The sequence below is a fragment of the Ignatzschineria sp. 22MB058224 genome, assembly GCF_058188435.1.
Window position 1 is genome coordinate 1038751 of the sequence record NZ_CP187366.1, and the last position, 17232, is coordinate 1055982.

A 17232-nucleotide genomic window follows, 5' to 3' on the forward strand; every position below is an offset into this window, starting at 1 on the left:
TAACCACTAAACGTGGTTAAAGAACCATAATCATAAAACTACACAATTTCCGATTTCATCATCTCAATATGAATGTCATTACTATTGATACAAGGGATAAAATGATAAGATTCACCGCCGGCACCTAAGAAAATATCTCGATTTTCCATCGCCATCTCTTCAAGTGTTTCTAAGCAGTCTGCACTAAATCCCGGACAAAATACTGCAATATTCTTGATTCCTTTGGATGGCGATGTTTCAAAAAACTCCGCAGCATAAGGTTGTAGCCACTCTGCCTTACCAAAACGCGATTGAAATACTGTTACAAACCGATCAAGTGGTAAATTCATTCGTTCTGCTATTAACTTTGTTGTTTCCATACATTGATCATAGTAAGGATCACCATCTTTATAAGTTTGAAGTGGCATGCCATGAAATGAAAATACATAGCGGTCAACTACCTTTCCTTCTGTTTCTTTCTGAATTTGCTCAACACATGCATCAATATAAAGAGGGTTTTGGTAATAAGCACCTAATACCCGTATCGCCGGAAAATAACGACGCTCTTTTAAAACCTCTCCTACCTTATCCATTACTGAAGCTGTCGTTGCCGCTGAATATTGTGGATATAGCGGGAAAACAATAATCTCATCAACTTTTTTCGCAATCAACTCATCAATTGCTTTTGCAATAGAGGGATTACCATAACGCATCGCAATTGTAGTTTCATAATTTTCAGGGAGTAACTTGCGGAGCTTTTCTGCTTGAGCCTTTGTGATATTCATCAAGGGCGAACCATTATCCCACACAACCTCATATTTCTCGGCAGATTTCTGAGGACGAATATTGAGAATTATTCCATATAAAATTGGATACCATTGCCATCTAGGTAACTCAATAACGCGAGGATCTTTTAAAAACTCTTCTAAATATACTCGAAGTGCCTTTTTAGTAGGCGCATCAGGAGTACCAAGATTTGCTAAGATTACACCAACTTTTTTCATAATAATTTCTCTACATCCTCTCTTCTAATAGTGAATTTATGAGCAATATGAACATCAAAAATTAATCTCAAATAAAAATGGATCACATTCTCAAAAATATGATCCATTTTATCAGTAACTATAAAAATATAGCTAGTCAAACATCTTAATAAAGATGATTGATTATCCTAAAAGTGCTTTTACCGCATCAGCTTCTTCTCGAAGTTCTTTCTCGGTAGCTTCCATTTTTGCACGCGAATAATCTGAAATTTCTAAACCTTGTACGATTTCGAAATCACCATTTTTACATACACATGGGAAAGAATAGATAATTCCTTCTTTCACACCGTAAGAACCATCTGCTGGAACAGCCATTGATACCCAATCACCTTCTTTAGTTCCTAAAGCCCATGAACGCATATGATCGATCGCTGAAGAGGCAGCTGATGCCGCAGAAGATGCACCACGTGCCTTAATAATCGCGGCACCACGTTGTTGCACTTGTGGAATATAATCATTCTCATACCATGCACGATCTACAAGCTCTAAAGCAGGTTTACCATTTACAGTTGTGAATGTTAAATCAGGATATTGTGTCGATGAGTGATTACCCCAGATCGTCATTTTATGAATATCATTAATATGTACACCCGTCTTTTCTGCAAGCAAGCTTAAACCACGATTATGGTCTAAACGAGTCATTGCATGAAAATGACGTGGATTTAAATCCGGTGCATTTTTCATCGCGATTAATGCGTTTGTATTTGCAGGGTTACCTACAACGAGTACTTTTACATCACGACTTGCATGATCATTCAATGCTTTACCCTGTGGGCCAAAGATCGCGCCATTAGCTTCAAGAAGATCTTTACGTTCCATACCCGGCCCACGAGGACGCGCGCCAACAAGCATCGCATAATCGGTATCTTTAAAAGCAACATTTAAGTCATCTGTGGCAATAATATCTTGCACTAATGGGAACGCACAATCATTAAGCTCCATCACAACGCCTTTTAATGCCTCTAATGCAGGTGTGATTTCTAAAAGTTGGAGAATCACTGGTTGATCAGGACCTAACATATCGCCTGCGGCAATTCTAAATGCCATTGCATAACCGATATTACCGGCAGCTCCGGTGATTGTAACTCTTACTGGCTTTTTCATAACGTATATACTCCTATGATTAATGAGAGGTTTAAATGAATTTAATTAATCTTATAATTATATGTAGTGAATTTGTAATTTATCTATTATACGCCAATAAGAATGAATGTCTCCAATTTTCCATGATCAGCGAGTAAACCCTTAACGCAGTTTTAATGATGCCAAACCAATCAATACTAAAATAAAGGTAAAAATCCAAAACCTTACGATCACACGAGGTTCAGGCCACCCTTTTAGTTCAAAATGATGATGAATAGGAGCCATTCTGAAGAGTCTCTTTTTGCGAAGCTTAAAAGAACCTACTTGTAAAATTACCGATAAAGTTTCTACTACAAAAAGACCACTCATAATAAAGAAAACAAGTTCTTGTCGTACAATTACCGCAATCACACCTAACGTTCCACCTAAAGCAAGTGCGCCAACATCGCCCATAAAAACCTGAGCAGGATAAGTATTGAACCACAAGAATCCTAACCCCGCTCCGACAATTGCAGCGCAGATCACAAGTAACTCTCCTGCACCTTCAACAAAGGGTAAGTCTAAATAATCAGCATAGATCGTATTCCCTGCAACATAAGCAAATACTCCTAAAGCACCACCAACCATAATTGTTGGCATAATTGCTAAACCATCAAGCCCATCAGTCATATTAACGGCATTACTTGCCCCAACGATTACCAAATATACAAAAGGAATAAATACGATACCTAAAGGAATGGTTAAATCTTTAAAGTAAGGAATAAGTAATGCGGTATCAGCAGGAGTTTTCGCCGAAAAATAGAGCGCAAAAGCGGCCATAAGCCCTGCAACACTTAGATAGAGATATTTTTCTTTCGCACGTAATCCTAAGGATTGCTTTTGAATAACTTTTTTATAGTCATCTAAAAATCCTACCATTCCAAAGGAGACCAGTACAAAGAGCACAACCCAAACATCAAAATTTCGCAAATCCGACCACAATAATGTTGCTAATAAAATTCCTAAAATAATGAGGATCCCCCCCATTGTTGGTGTACCTTGTTTAGAAAGATGGCTTTCAGGTCCATCATTACGAACAAATTGCCCAATCTGTTGTTTTTGAAGAAGACGGATAAAAGCTGGGCCAAAACCAATACTAAAAACTAATGCCGTAAGCGCCGCCATAATACTACGCATTGTAATATATTGAAAAACTCTCAACGGCGACCAATAGTCTGCAAGATGAGATAAAAGCGCATACAACATAACATCTAATCCTTTAATTTTTAAATCATATAAAAAGAGCACCGCAATTGGCAGTGCTCAACTCAATAAATACATTAATGAGACTCTGAAAGCGCCTCATAAAAAAACTGCATATTCATACTATTAGAACCTTTAATGAGAATCGTTAAAAGCCCTGATCCTTTATACTCCGTAACCGCTTTCTTTAATACCTTTAGCAGTGCTTCATGCGAGTCGAACGTCTCAGCACCTAAACCAAAGCCTTTCGCGGCATGCTTTGTCAAATCACCAAGTGCGAACAATTTTTCAAATCCTACCTTTTTTGCATATTCACCACATTCCTGATGAATCACTATCTCATTAGTGCCGAGCTCTCGCATATCACCAAGAACTAACCAGCGAGTACCGGCAGTACATGCATCAATGCCGGCCTTCAAGGAATTTGGGTTTGCATTATAGGCATCATTAATCAGCTGAACATCCTCACGAATTTTAACAACTTGAAGACGCCCTTTCACCGGCATTAATTGCTCTAAGCCTTTTTTAATGGCATCGATCTTCTCACCTGCCGCACTTGCAGCTGCACTTGCAGCCATAGCATTTAAAATATTATGTCGACCTAAAAGTTCTAGATGAATATTCGTTTTCTCATTGCTCTTTTGAAGCACCAACTCAAAATCTCTTCCGATAATATTCACAGCTCTTGCATCTGCTTCATGCTCGATACCAAACGTTAAGTGCTTATACCCTTTAACACATTCAAGCCAAAAATCTGCATACTGATCATCCGCATTAATGACCGCCGTTCCTCCTCTTTTTAGCCCTAGGAAAATCTCTGATTTTGCCCTTGCAACACCTTCAACAGATCCAAAACCTTGAAGATGACATGCCCCAGCATTATTTAATATAGCAATATCTGGCTGCACAATTTTCGTAAGAAATTCAATCTCATGGGGGTTACTTGCTCCCATTTCGATCACCGCATGTGTATGATGTTTATTTAAGCGGAGCAACATTAACGGGCAACCAATATGATTATTATAGTTTCCTTCCGTAGCCAGAACTTCATTATTCACAGATAAAATAGAGGTAATCATCTCTTTAAGAGTAGTCTTACCATTTGAGCCAGTTAAGGCAATCATTGTGCCATTCCAATTTTTTCGCCACGCTTTTGCAATTTTTGCGAGCGCCTTTTGGCTATCTTTTACTACAATCTGTGCAATTTGTGCAGAAGGGATAAACCGTTCTACCACTGCACATATTGCACCATTAAGTTCAGCACTCTCTAAGAAATCATGGGCATCATATTTATCCCCTTTCCAAGCAAAGAAAAGCTCTCCTGGTTTTAATCTCCGTGTATCACTCGCACCACCGAAAAAATAGGCATCTTGACCTATTAATTCCCCATTCATAACCTTTGCAGCTTCAGATAATTTCATACTCAGAGTTCCTCATTATTTTTTTGAACTTCAGCAAAATCTGAAAAATAGATCTTTTTATTCCCTAAAATTTGGTAATCTTCATGCCCTTTTCCAGCAATTAAAATAATATCGCCTTTTTGACTGCATTTTATCGCCTGTTGAATCGCTCTAGCACGATCAACTTCGATCACGATTTTATCGGATTGTGGGTTTTTAAATCCTGATTTTATATCCTCAACAATGACATCTGGATCTTCTAAACGAGGGTTATCGCTGGTAACAATCACTTCATCGGCAAATTCTTCTGCAATTTGAGCCATTAAAGGGCGTTTACCCGTATCACGATTTCCACCACAACCAAAGACGGCAATTAAACGTCCGTTATGTAGATGACCACGTAAGGAAATAAGTGCCTGTTTTAATGCATTAGGCTTGTGGGCATAATCGACAACAGCCACAGCATCATTCTTAAGATGCATCATCTCCATGCGGCCTTTGACATTAGTAATAACAGGAACAACAGCAATAATTCGTTCAATCGATAAACCAAACGAAATTAAAACCCCTATTGCCGCAACAAGATTGTAGGCATTAAAAGCACCAAAAAGAGAACTTTCAATAGGATACTCGTTATTTTTATAGCGCAAAACAAATTTAAGCCCCTTTTCATGCAATTCTAAATTATGAATCTGCAAATAATTAGGGTTATCAAAAACACTTTCTCCAAACGGAAACATATTGATCTTTGGAGATACTTGATGAACTTGCTGAAATAATTTTTCCCCAAAAGCATCGTCAATATTGATGATGGTGTTATTCTGCTCATACTCTAGAAATAGTCGTGCTTTCGCCTCACCATAGGCTTCTAGCGTGCCATGATAATCAAGATGATCTCGATTAAGATTGTTAAAAACCGTTGTTTCAAATGATAAGCCCGCAATACGTTTTTGATCAAGTGCATGGGATGTTACCTCAATTGCAATTGGCAACTTTCCATTCATCAATACGCGTACATCCTCATTTGCGTCGATTTCTGCAATAGATTGATATAATGCTAACAAATCAGGTGTTGTATGCGTGTTTTCCTTAAGATTCCCTAAAAATCCAATGCCATTGGTTCCAATCAAGCCACAGTCAATATTAAGTGCATCAAATGCCTTTACGATAAATTGTGTAACAGAGGTTTTTCCCTCTGTTCCAGTGACGCCTATTAATGAGACCCGCTCGAGCATCTCAGCATAAAAAATATGTACACAATGTCGAATCAAGGTATCAACATCATTCACTTTTAACGACGGGATACTTTCTGGAATCGAGTAAATATCATCTGAATCTTCATATAAAAGAACCGCGATTTCTTTCTGAATTAAAACTTCGAGATACTCTAAACCATGGACTTTTTCGCCTTTTTTAGCAAAAAAAAGATCGCCTTTTTGGGTATAACGACTATCTGATGAGAGCCCAGTAATATTTAACGATTTTAGATCTTCCGAGAGTTGATTCTCAGCCGCTGTTCCCGCTAATAAATCTTCTAATATCATTTTTTATTCCTCTCGCTTTTTACTTTGCAATCAATTTTATATTTAGATCATCCAATAAGGCATCCGGTTTTGTGCCCATAATCCTTAAGGTGCTACGCATCACATCACTAAAGATTGGTGCCGCAACAAGCCCCCCGTAATAACCATCTTTTGAGGGATCATCAATCATCACAGCAACGACATATTGTGGATCGGAAATCGGTGCAATCCCTACGAAAAAACTTCGATGATGATTACTACTATATTTCCCATTGACAATTTTACGAACAGTTCCTGATTTTCCGCCGACTCTAAAATTAGGAACCTGGGCACGCCAACCACCGCCACCACGTTTTTTATCCGTCACAGCTTCCAACATTAGCACAACTTGTTCCGTTACTTTTGGGCTAAAAATGGGCGTTGTTTCCGCATAATAATCATTCTGAACTAAACGAAGAGGACGAAATTCCCCTTGATTCCCAAACACTGTATACATCTGCGCAAGTTTAAGTGTATTAACACTGATTCCATATCCATATGCCTTAGTCGCATACTCAAATGGATCCACTTGCCAGCGTCTCAGTGGACCAAGTCGTCCTGGCTCTTCACCCGTTAAACGAATTTGGCTTTTTTTACCAATACCAATCTCACCATAAATGTTATATAAAACAGCTGGATCAATCGTTTCGGCAATACGCGCAACACCAATATTACTTGACTTCATAATCACTGTTGTGACATCCATTGAATCAGAAGGGGATACATCTTTGACAATATTCTTACCTATTCGGTAGCCACCACGCCCTGTTTTTACTATTGAGTGGGGTGTCCATTTACCTGACTCTAATCCCGCAGCTACTACAAAAGGCTTAATAGTTGAACCAGGCTCAAATGTATCTGTAATAGCTCGATTTTTTAGTAGGACTGCTCGGCGGTCTTCTAAACGATTAGGATTTCCTGCCGGTTGATTAACCATAGCAAGAATATCTCCAGTGCGCATATCAGCAACAATCACGGATCCTGCTGTCGCCCCATGTTTGATCATCCCTGCTTTTAAAGCACGATAGGCAGAAATTTGAATACGCCGATCAATTGTTAAGCGAAGATCTTGGCTCTCTTTAAAGTTTTCAAGATCAATCACTTCTTCCCTCTCAATTACTCGGCCTTTGGCATCTTTGACAATACGTGTAACTGTATCGCTTCCTTTTAACCAATCTTGGTAAGTCAGCTCGATACCTTCAATTCCATTATCATCAATATCCGTAAACCCAAGAATATGGGAAGTTATTTCAGCATCTGGATAATAGCGTTTATACTCGACTTGATCATAAACCCCCGGGATTTTCAGCGCCATTAGAGCCTTTGCTTCATGAGGCGGAAGTTGCCTTTTTAGCCAGTAAAAACGAGATTTCTGGCGAGATAAAATAAGCTCTTTAACCTCATCTTCTGGACGATTGAGAAAATAAGCAAGTTTAGGAATTTCATGAAGATTTTGACTTAAAATACTTGGATCAATCCAAATGGAACGCACTTCGGTAGAGATTGCGATAGGCTCACCATTTCGATCATAAATTGTGCCACGAACTGTAGGATTTTTAACATGACGAACAAACCGATTATCTCCCTGCTCTAGGAGAAAATCGGTCATATAATATTGAAGATAAAAAGCACGAATTAGTACAACAACAGCAACTAATACGAAAGCAGCTTGAACGAACTTCTTTCGCCAACTTCCTTTTACCTGTCCTTGATTTTTATTTTTCATCTGGCTTATGTAAAACAACAAATAATTATTGTGTATTAGTGTTTAGATTATTGTCTAAACCTACATACTGGACATCTGTATTTGTTTCAATTACATAAACAATTGCGCTCTCATCAGGGACAACCATATGCAACTGTTCGCGTATTTCTTGATCTAATAATGCCTCTGTTACAAGCATACTCTCTTCAAGCTGCAACCGTCCGCGCTCCTCTTTTAAGGTACGATTCTCATGCTCTAAGTGATCGATCTCATTCCAAAGTTTATAACCCTCTTGAATCGACATTGCACGATTAATACCTAAAAATACAACAGCTGTCATCACAACTACAACTATTTTCTCTACTTTCATAAAATCCTCTCAGCAACTCTTAAAATTGCACTTCGTGAGCGCACGTTATCTTTACACTCTTCTTTACTCGCCTTTATAGCCTTGCCTATTGTTTTCAGTGGCGCTTTTCCTGAGCTGATTAATATAGGAAGATCCGGATATAGATCTTTTTCAGTCGAATTTTCACGCATAAAATGCTTCACGATTCGATCTTCTAAGGAATGGAAACTAATCACCGCTAAGCGTCCACCTTCGTTTAATAAATCCATTGCACCATTGAGCGCCATTTCAAGTTGCTCAAGCTCACGATTCACTGCAATACGAATTGCTTGAAACACTCTTGTAGCGGGATGAATCCGTCCATCTTTAAAAGGCATGGCATCACTAACAATATTGGCTAGCATTATTGTTGTCGTGATTGGCGTTTCTTTGCGATATTCTTCAATTGCTCTGGCAATTCTTCCAGAAAATCGCTCTTCTCCATATACTTTAAAAACACGCGTCATTTCTTCGACGCTCGTTTCAGCGACCCATTTTTCAGCGGTTAGTGAGGCATTTTGATCCATTCTCATATCAAGCGGCCCCTCTTTCATAAAGCTAAAACCTCGTTCTGCATTATCAAGTTGAGGTGAAGAGACACCAATATCCATCAATACACCATCAATTTTTGGAATCCCCAATTGAGAAATAAGCGAGTGAATATCCCCCATTTCTCCGCGTATAAATTTAAAATTTTCATAATGGTTAAAATGTTCTTTTGCGTATTCCTGTGCGGTTAAATCTCGATCAATACCTATTAATAAACCTCTAGAATTTAGATGTTTTAAGATTTCCTGAGAATGACCTCCACGGCCAAAAGTTGCATCTACATAGATACCTGATGGCTTTATATTAAGTGCTTCAATCGACTCATTTAGAAGCACCGATATATGTTTGTGAGGTGTAGTATTCACAATAACCCTTATGAATTTGTTAAGTAACGAAAATATTACACCTTCTCACCCCTTTTTTCCACTTTTCTCCACTTTTCTCCACAAAATTATTTTTTTTAAACAAAAAAAGAGCCAACGGATGTGGCTCTTCATAACCTTTTATTTTTATTAACTTTTCTTTGTAGAGTTAGATTTTTACTTATTCACGACACCGTTTAGGAATTATCCTTGGAGACAAGTCTCCACCACTTTGACACTTCCAAAGGCCTCTTTCAAGTTGATCAATTGTTTCAAAAGAAAAATAAAAAGTGTGGGGTTTATCATCTACTATTCCTTCAAAAAAAATGACTTCTATATAATTATCAGGAAGAATTATTACTGATTTAACATCAGGCACCCTATTACGGAGAAAATCTTCTTGAACTCTAATCTCTGATTGCAACGTTTCTTGAGGCAAGTTTAATGCAATCTCCGGGAAAATTTTTTCTAAGTGTGAAAGCGCTGCTTCAACTTGTTTTTTTAAGATATAGTCTTTACCGACAAGAAGCATAAAAATCAAAATTAAAGCGAACAAAACGATCATCATAATTTTTTCAGGCTTGATTTTGCGTAGTATTGAATTTTTCACATTAAGTTCTTCTTAAAATTTAAAGATTCACATGAAAAATTATATCACAGCCTTCAAGTAACAAAATTATCAATAAAGAGTTAAAAAACTCCAAAAAAGAGATAAATTCAAGCACATTCTGTAAGCTCGTAAAATTTTTGGCATATTCTCGTAATTTGATTGGCATAGCCAATTTATGAAGATTGTAACAGATTTGGCACAAATTAAGCCCTGCATTCAGGGCTTTTTTATTGCGTTTAAACAGTGGTTAAATGCTGTTTAAAGTTTGGAGAAGTCGAGGACGATTTGTCTATATTTACCTAATTCATCTTTTTTATAGATACGAATGTATTCACTTGAGCCAATGATCTTGATTGAATCGTTAATTGCATCCATTGCTTTAAGCCATTTTTCATCTTTAATATCGAGCGATCTTAAGCTTAAGACGTTACGAACGTTAATAGATCCAGCTTTATCGACACTGAATGCTCGATTAATAAGCGCCATGATCTCATCAGATGCACCATTAGACCAACTGAGAATGCACTCATCAATAAGCTCTTTAGCGATCATGAGACGATTATTAAAGTTAATATGATCAGCAACTGAATACTGAATGCGATACTCGCCGTTAAATGCATATAGGGATGCACCGCCTTTCGAGCCTTGAATAACCGTGTCATACTCGGTGGCGCTGAGTTCGATGAACTCTCTAACTTCGTTGAAGATCTTCTCTTTAAACTCAATCCCTGCCTGCTGGTACTCCTCAGCCAATACGACAAGCTTGCGAACTGTCTGATCTTCAAACTTATCGAGCTCTTTTACTGCTGATTCTGGAACCAGATTCCCTTTTGGGTCTTTCCAATACCTTTTACCATCTAAATTAACGATGTGATTCATGTGAGTTTCCTTTTCTTGTTATCAATTCTTGAAGTGCAGCGCTGTTCTTTTTCGCCATATCCCGCTTAATAATGGGGTCTATCGGGCGCTTTCCTGTTGTTAGCGTCGTTAAACTATTAATCCAAGAGCCTAGCTCCATCAGCGCTAAATTAGAAATGAACTTTGTATCCAACCCTGATTTTGCTAATGTGAAGATCGCTATTTGAGTCCATTCCCGACGCTCTCTTAATGTCGTCGATTGCTGGGCACTACTCTTTGTCACTGGGTAGGCTCTGAGCGCTTTTTTCTTAAATTCATCTCCGCGTCTAATAAGATCGTAAACTCTTCAGAGGCTAGATTTAAGATCTCATCGACTGTGAGTTTCTGGCCGTCTACTCTTAATGTTTCAGATAGTGTTACTGCTCTTTCAATCGTAAAGCGCTCTGTTTCGGGTAATTCATCAAGATTAGGATATTCACTTAAGAGGATATTAAGGGTATTCATCTCTCCCCGAATCGTTAATAAGCGCAACTCAAAGTCATAATGAAGATTGCCCTCAGGATCTGCATAGCCGTAGAGTAGCTTTCCTTTTTCTACCAAATTACTCATTGATCTCTCCAAATGCGAATCCTGTCACTGATACTGTTGCTTCACCATCTGTATTGGCTGATTCTGCTGTAGTTTCGACTGCAAAATCTCGCAATGTTTTACGGCGTGAAGGGTTATCCAATGGCCAATAGGTAAACTTACTTGCTGTGATGCTTGCCCAGTTAATATCCTGACTACCATCGATTAAAATGGGAACATCAAAGTTCAGATCAAACGTTGCAATACCTTTAGCGTATCCGAGAGAACGGCCTTTTGAGTTCATTGTGTTTACTCTTCTACGACCCGTGTTTACATCATATTTGAAATTGATCGCTTCAATCTCAACCCCATCCATCTCGATTACAACCGAGCCTACATAACGTGCATTCTTAGACATCTCTAATCTCCTCTTGATTACAATTCAATAATGCCATCATAGATAGATATAAGAAGCACGAGAGCCTGCGGGGCTTCAGGATTTTAGGAGGGTTTATCAGATTCTCCAGCGGGAGTTGGATGCGTATGATCGTTAAAGCTTTTACCCGCTACAATGACATCATCATCTGCCGTCATTTTCGATTTTACATCTAACGGCATATTGATCGTTGCTGTTGCGCCAGAAGCACCGCCACCACCGGCATTTAATGCGCCATTGAGATTAATTACAGGTGCTGTAATCGTTGTGGATTGAGTTGCATTAAGCTCGATATCATCAGCGGTTCCAGTGATCTTTGTTGCTTTGAGATTGATCTCTTTCGCATCAATATCGATAATGTTTCCTTCCTTTAACACAATGGTTGATCCATGTGAGCTATATAGAGCCACTTCACCAGCTTTCAGTGCTGCAAGCCTGTAATTGCCGTTTTCAGTCGCAATAATGACTGAATGACTTGTAAGCCCATTGAGTGGCACAACAATCACATTGGTGCCTGCGGGTGGATTAGAAGTAAAGCCAAAGTGTTGATAGAGCTCAACATCTTGTAGCGTTTCATCAGATAAGCCTGATACTTGATGTCTTTGGATACCGGCATTGCTATCGCTGCTGTTGAGAATACCGCGAAATGGAGATCTGATATTATTAAGAAGCTTCTGTACTTCCTGTTTCATTTTATTAAGCATAATTACCTCTTCGTTGGCGTAATCACTGCCAGCTCTTTCTTCTGTTTTTTACCTTTTCTTGAGCGAGCTTTTGATGCTCCTGGTGAGTCGGGTAACCAGACACCATCCTCTTTAAGTTCTAAAATAGTGATCCTGCCTTGGCTTCGAGATGATTGAAATCTCCGTGACATCAGAAAAAAGACGCGATCGATACCGAATACATCACTCTCTAAATGAACTCGTTGGCCATTCTCCCAGAGAATCCCAAGATCAGTATAATGCCCGGGAACTGTTGCTCTGAGCGTTAAGCCTTCCAACTGCACATCTGCAAGCCATTTTTTTGCCGCTTTCTCTAGCGCTTTTTGATTCTCAACATTCCCGAGGATGATCGTTCTTTTCTTTTCAAATTGAGCCGTTTCATCTTTATGAACATACTTAAGATCATGCTTAGCACTATCTGTTTTACGGCCGTGAGATTGGCCTAAGAATGTTACTTCACTATAGCGATTCGCCGCAGATTGCTGCATTATTAGTTCAGTCACATTATTAAGATGACCGCTATAATTTAAAATAAGTTTAGCCACAGGTGGCGTAGTATAGTCGGCTTCTCCTACCACTAAAGTGCCATCAGTTTTAAACCAGGCGTGCATGCCGGCGCTATTAACTAAGCGTTTTACTGCTTCCCAAGCATTCATTCCGGGTTCGAGCTCTGTCTTATCAAAAGCAATATCTTCCTTGCCTTTGAACTCAATCTTATCGATACCGAGTGGATTCACGATCTTTTTAATCGACTCTTTAAGTGTTAAACCCACAAAACTCGTAATCTCAGCATCACAATCGACTAAGATCGCCCCTTTATCACGGCCGTTGATGCTAAATGAGTGATTAAATTTTGTTAGAGAGTGCTCGATACGATCGATAAAACCTGTAAGAATGAGCTTGCCATCAATCCTTACTGTGCAAGTCGCACCCTCATTGATAAGAGGAACAATCGTGCCATCTGGGATACCAATGCGCATACTGAACGCATCCGCCGGCGTTTCAAAGCTATTTTCAATATCGTATTCTTGCCATTTATCATGGGTTAAACCATCGATTTCTACGGCGATAATGCTCTCTCTAATCATCTTATTCGGCATATTATTCAGAATAGGCATTTAATAACGCTCCTTGTTGAATAAAGTTCGAGTGAACAATCTGCGGATTAAGCTGCAATAGCTCATTAAAGCGATAATGATTCTGATACAGATCAAAAGCGATCTGTTGTAATGTCCCTGATATAGGTGCCGGGATCACGATTAAGGGTGGTTTCTTGGCGATATAACTGATCGCTAAACGTTTTAAATCGTGTTGAATATCTCTTAAAGATTGCACCATGATATAAACCTCATCTGGATTATTCACCGCTCCACGAATAGCTTCAATTGTTGATGCAGTGAGGGTTCTTGCATGATTAACAATATTCTCGATCTCAATTACTGATAGACGATCTTCAGAGATAATCTCCGTAATCTTTGTAATGTAAACTGCGTTTAATAGCGCTTTAAACATGATATTAATCTCAGTAACATCTCCAATGGCAATCGGCACACCGAGATCTAAACGACTATCACCTTTCCCGATCTTAATTGGGAGAGCTTCAAGCACATCGATCGATGCCTGGAGGGCATTGAGTTCAACATTAGGCAGAGCACTATTGCGGATCGTACTGTTATCAATATAAGTCGTGATACCTTCTGATAATTTGGTAACGATCTCATCATCAAAGCCGGACTCTGCATATTTACCGCTGTTTGAAGCAAAAAGAAGCTCATTATCTCCACGCGCTAATCTCTGAATCTCATAGTTAAGATTAATGAGAGATGCTTCAATCGCTCGAACACGCGCACGATAAGATTTAACTTCATTGATTGAGGTTCTAAAAGCACTAAAGTAGTCTGTAGCCAGTGCAATGAGGTTTTCTGCTTGATTGAATAGACTATCAATCACAGAGAAGATTGAGCTTAATGAGAAGATCGGTAGCTCATTGATTGACTTACGAAAAGTGATTGAGAAACGGACATAATCAATATTCTCCGCTTCGTGTGTGAAATGGTAGCTTGATGGGTGCATATTAGGCATTCTGCCTCTCACTGGATGCACCAATGTTCCACCACCATTGGTGGATAGAGCCTTTAAGAGTTGATTAAAGCGAACCTCATAATCATTTCCCCAAAAGACGGCTGTGAGTGTTACCTCTTCCGCATCATTGCCGAGATCTTCGATATCTGCACCATCTTTATAGGCATATTGATGTAGTACGAGTGCCTTCGTATTTGAATCATCGATATCTTTCACATCAAAAGTGATACCACGATAAGATGCTGTTTGTAAGTTATTACGCCAGGACATTAGTAGTTACTCCCTCGATTCATTCGATCAATCGTATGCTGTTCAACAATCTCCATAATCTGCCGGCCATCCATTTCACCTGTTACGTGAAGCTCGATTACTGTTGGTTTATTACTGATCTCATTATGTTGCTGCTTAATCTGCTCCAAGTTCTGCTTTACCAAGTTCATGATTTCGCCACCAACAATTAGAGGCTGATAATCGGGATTCTTTGCTACATCTGTTAGAGAGGGAATAATCGTAGTTGGTCGCTCTTTCAATAATGGCTCTCTATCAATTGGCGCACCAATGATAGGAACCTCTGAATAGTGATATTGAATAATCTCTGTTGATTCTTCAGGTGCTTCATCTCCAAGCCCAAAAGCATTCACGAAGCTTTTAAAAGCCTCAGAAAATGGCGTTAAAGCAGTATCAACAATCGGTTTGATTGTTTTTTCATAACCTGTTTCAGTAATCTCTTTTGCTGCACCCGGTGTAAAACCATCATGCTTGTCGACAATATTGCCGATATCATCTTTTGAGCCTTCATATAGCGCGTATGCTTCAGCAATGAGAGGAGCTCTTTGAACTCCCCAGCGCAGAGCCCCCATTGCTAATCCGGGTAATCTTAAATTATTAGTATTGGCTGGGGCTGGCGGACGACCAGGAGATGAAGAGGGACCAGGTGCAGGTGGTCTCGCTCCTCCTGGTGAGGTTGCTGGAGGTCTTCCCCAAGGAGCACCCCCCGGGCCTCCTTTTCCTAGTATTTTACTTAATAAGGCCATTCCGGCGGCAGCTGTTCCGAGCGTAATCAACGCATCTCTTGCTAAAATGATCGACTTCGTTAATTCGGGATATTCGGCACCATAGGCATTTAACTTTTCTAATAAAGACGCATAAGCATCAGCAACAGGACGATATGCATCCATTTGAAGCTTTTCATAATTATTAGCAGCCATGTTCTCTTTAAATTTACTCGTTGATGCAATCACTTGATGAGAAACGTCTACAGCTCCTAAGGCGTTTTTCAGATCTTCAGATAATTTATCACCATATTCTTGATTTAACCTTACTCCTAGAAATCCCATCAAAGCCTGCTTATTGCCTAACACTTGTGAAATCTTTGAAGACTCCAGAATTGTCATCATTTGTTGTAGTTTTGCTTCTCTTTCTGCACCAGAGGCCGATAAGATCTCTTTCTCTAGCTTTTGATATTCTGCATCTTGGGCAATAAAATTATCCATAATCCCCATAAATGCTTGGACAGGACTTAAGCCTGCATCCACACCTGCCATCATGCTTTTAGCGAGATCAATCCCTTCTTTATTTCCCTCTTTATAATCGCTATTAGCAAGGGCATTGTTGGTACTTGAATCAAGCAGTGCGAGTAAGAAAGAATCCACATAGTTACCTGCTTGGTCATTCGTACCGGCTACCACCGCCGCCTGTTCATTCATCACCAGTATTTCCCGGTAGTGATCCATTCCACGCATTCCTCGAGATGAGGCGGAAGCTAATTGTTGCGGAAGCCATTTAGACATATCTCCAAGCTCAAAAGAACCGCCTTGACCGGCTTTCAACGCCATATCAAGTGCTAATGGGATCTCATCGATCGCTAGTTTCATACTCTGCATGAGTGCATTAACTACCATCGAGATATCTTCAGTTGATGAGTTTGTAGCGACTGCTGTTTTCTGAATCGTTGGCATTAATTCGGCGACTTCGCCATAACTTAACGTACCGAAAGAGAGCATTTTATTAATACCGGCCAAAGCATCTTCTTTACTACCACCTTGTTGGATTGTCTGAAATACAAGATCTTTAATCTCTTCAGCACCTTTTATCCTTCCATCTTTATCTCTATCCGAGAATGCTGTATTGGCCGCATGTGCAACAGCATCATCAAAATCTAATACTTTTCGGACAGGCTCTTTGGCCAAGTTATAACCGACTGTAGCACCGGCGGCAATTCCTCCACCAATCCTGGCAAGATTATTAAAAGCACCGGATAATTTACTGGTTTTACCCATTTCTGCATTGAGTTCCCGGACACGATTCGTCATTGCTTGATAAGCCCGGCGCTGTTCATTGGCACTAGAGAAGCCTGCACGCGCTAAACGATTATATGATGCCTCTGTTCGTTTAATTTCGCGCTGTATATCGCTTTCTGCGCGAATACTTAAGTTTCTCCGGGCATCGGAAAAGCGCTTATAACTTTGAGCGCGTTTCGTTTCACCACGCTCCATCTCCGCCATTGCTTTTTTAATTCCACTAGTAGCTTGATCTTTAACGGTAAGCGCAACATGATATTTAAGATTTTTAGACATATAAAAAGCCCTAATAAATGGATATTAGGGCTAGTTTAAACAGTGTTTAAATGCTGTTAATGATGCGG

The 17232-nt window shown here is 39.4% G+C and carries 17 protein-coding genes; all 17 read right to left on the reverse strand.

The window, feature by feature from the left end; genetic code table 11:
• Positions 1-38: 38 nt before the first annotated feature.
• The gene (hemH, locus tag ACPF7B_RS04385) at positions 39-983 is read right to left on the reverse strand and encodes a ferrochelatase (RefSeq protein ID WP_490506410.1); all 945 of its coding nucleotides are present in this window, start codon (positions 981-983) and stop codon (positions 39-41) included.
• 162 nt (positions 984-1145) lie between these two features.
• Positions 1146-2126, reverse strand: a complete 981-nt coding sequence (locus tag ACPF7B_RS04390) for a malate dehydrogenase (protein ID WP_490506411.1) — start codon at positions 2124-2126, stop codon at positions 1146-1148.
• 141 nt (positions 2127-2267) lie between these two features.
• Complete coding sequence (gene mraY, locus ACPF7B_RS04395) at positions 2268-3350, reverse strand: phospho-N-acetylmuramoyl-pentapeptide-transferase (protein WP_490506412.1); 1083 nt, start codon at positions 3348-3350, stop codon at positions 2268-2270.
• 74 nt (positions 3351-3424) lie between these two features.
• A complete protein-coding gene (locus ACPF7B_RS04400) occupies positions 3425-4768 on the reverse strand; it encodes a UDP-N-acetylmuramoyl-tripeptide--D-alanyl-D-alanine ligase (protein WP_490506413.1) in 1344 nt (447 codons plus the stop codon).
• 2 nt (positions 4769-4770) lie between these two features.
• Positions 4771-6291 carry a UDP-N-acetylmuramoyl-L-alanyl-D-glutamate--2,6-diaminopimelate ligase gene (locus ACPF7B_RS04405; RefSeq protein WP_490506414.1) on the reverse strand — a complete coding sequence of 507 codons (1521 nt, stop codon included), beginning with the start codon at positions 6289-6291 and terminating at the stop codon, positions 4771-4773.
• A gap of 19 nt (positions 6292-6310) precedes the next feature.
• Positions 6311-8035: a peptidoglycan D,D-transpeptidase FtsI family protein gene (locus ACPF7B_RS04410; RefSeq protein ID WP_490506415.1), complete on the reverse strand. Its 1725-nt coding sequence runs from the start codon at positions 8033-8035 to the stop codon at positions 6311-6313.
• A 25-nt stretch (positions 8036-8060) separates the two neighbouring features.
• Positions 8061-8384, reverse strand: a complete 324-nt coding sequence (locus ACPF7B_RS04415; protein WP_490506416.1) for a cell division protein FtsL — start codon at positions 8382-8384, stop codon at positions 8061-8063.
• Positions 8381-9319: a 16S rRNA (cytosine(1402)-N(4))-methyltransferase RsmH gene (rsmH, locus tag ACPF7B_RS04420; protein WP_490506498.1), complete on the reverse strand. Its 939-nt coding sequence runs from the start codon at positions 9317-9319 to the stop codon at positions 8381-8383. Before rsmH ends, ACPF7B_RS04415 begins: the two co-directional genes overlap by 4 nt.
• Positions 9320-9494: 175 nt before the next feature.
• Positions 9495-9923 carry a hypothetical protein gene (locus ACPF7B_RS04425; RefSeq protein ID WP_490506417.1) on the reverse strand — a complete coding sequence of 143 codons (429 nt, stop codon included), beginning with the start codon at positions 9921-9923 and terminating at the stop codon, positions 9495-9497.
• Between the two features lie 258 nt (positions 9924-10181).
• Positions 10182-10802 carry a DUF3164 family protein gene (locus ACPF7B_RS04430; RefSeq protein ID WP_490506418.1) on the reverse strand — a complete coding sequence of 207 codons (621 nt, stop codon included), beginning with the start codon at positions 10800-10802 and terminating at the stop codon, positions 10182-10184.
• Positions 10786-11064 (reverse strand): hypothetical protein, encoded by a 279-nt coding sequence (locus tag ACPF7B_RS04435; protein WP_490506419.1) that lies wholly within the window; start codon positions 11062-11064, stop codon positions 10786-10788. The genes ACPF7B_RS04430 and ACPF7B_RS04435 overlap by 17 nt, the downstream gene beginning before the upstream one ends.
• A complete protein-coding gene (locus ACPF7B_RS04440) occupies positions 11061-11390 on the reverse strand; it encodes a hypothetical protein (RefSeq protein WP_490506420.1) in 330 nt (109 codons plus the stop codon). Before ACPF7B_RS04440 ends, ACPF7B_RS04435 begins: the two co-directional genes overlap by 4 nt.
• Complete coding sequence (locus ACPF7B_RS04445) at positions 11383-11766, reverse strand: phage tail protein (protein WP_490506421.1); 384 nt, start codon at positions 11764-11766, stop codon at positions 11383-11385. Before ACPF7B_RS04445 ends, ACPF7B_RS04440 begins: the two co-directional genes overlap by 8 nt.
• Before the next feature lie 83 nt (positions 11767-11849).
• Complete coding sequence (locus tag ACPF7B_RS04450) at positions 11850-12488, reverse strand: phage baseplate assembly protein V (RefSeq protein ID WP_490506422.1); 639 nt, start codon at positions 12486-12488, stop codon at positions 11850-11852.
• A 2-nt stretch (positions 12489-12490) separates the two neighbouring features.
• Entirely contained in the window at positions 12491-13624 is a 1134-nt protein-coding gene (locus ACPF7B_RS04455; protein ID WP_490506423.1) for a phage baseplate assembly protein, read from the reverse strand.
• On the reverse strand, positions 13608-14858 hold the full coding sequence (locus ACPF7B_RS04460; RefSeq protein WP_490506424.1) for a DNA circularization protein: 1251 nt from the start codon (positions 14856-14858) through the stop codon (positions 13608-13610). Before ACPF7B_RS04460 ends, ACPF7B_RS04455 begins: the two co-directional genes overlap by 17 nt.
• Positions 14858-17164: a phage tail tape measure protein gene (locus tag ACPF7B_RS04465; protein WP_490506425.1), complete on the reverse strand. Its 2307-nt coding sequence runs from the start codon at positions 17162-17164 to the stop codon at positions 14858-14860. The genes ACPF7B_RS04460 and ACPF7B_RS04465 overlap by 1 nt, the downstream gene beginning before the upstream one ends.
• Positions 17165-17232: the final 68 nt, after the last annotated feature.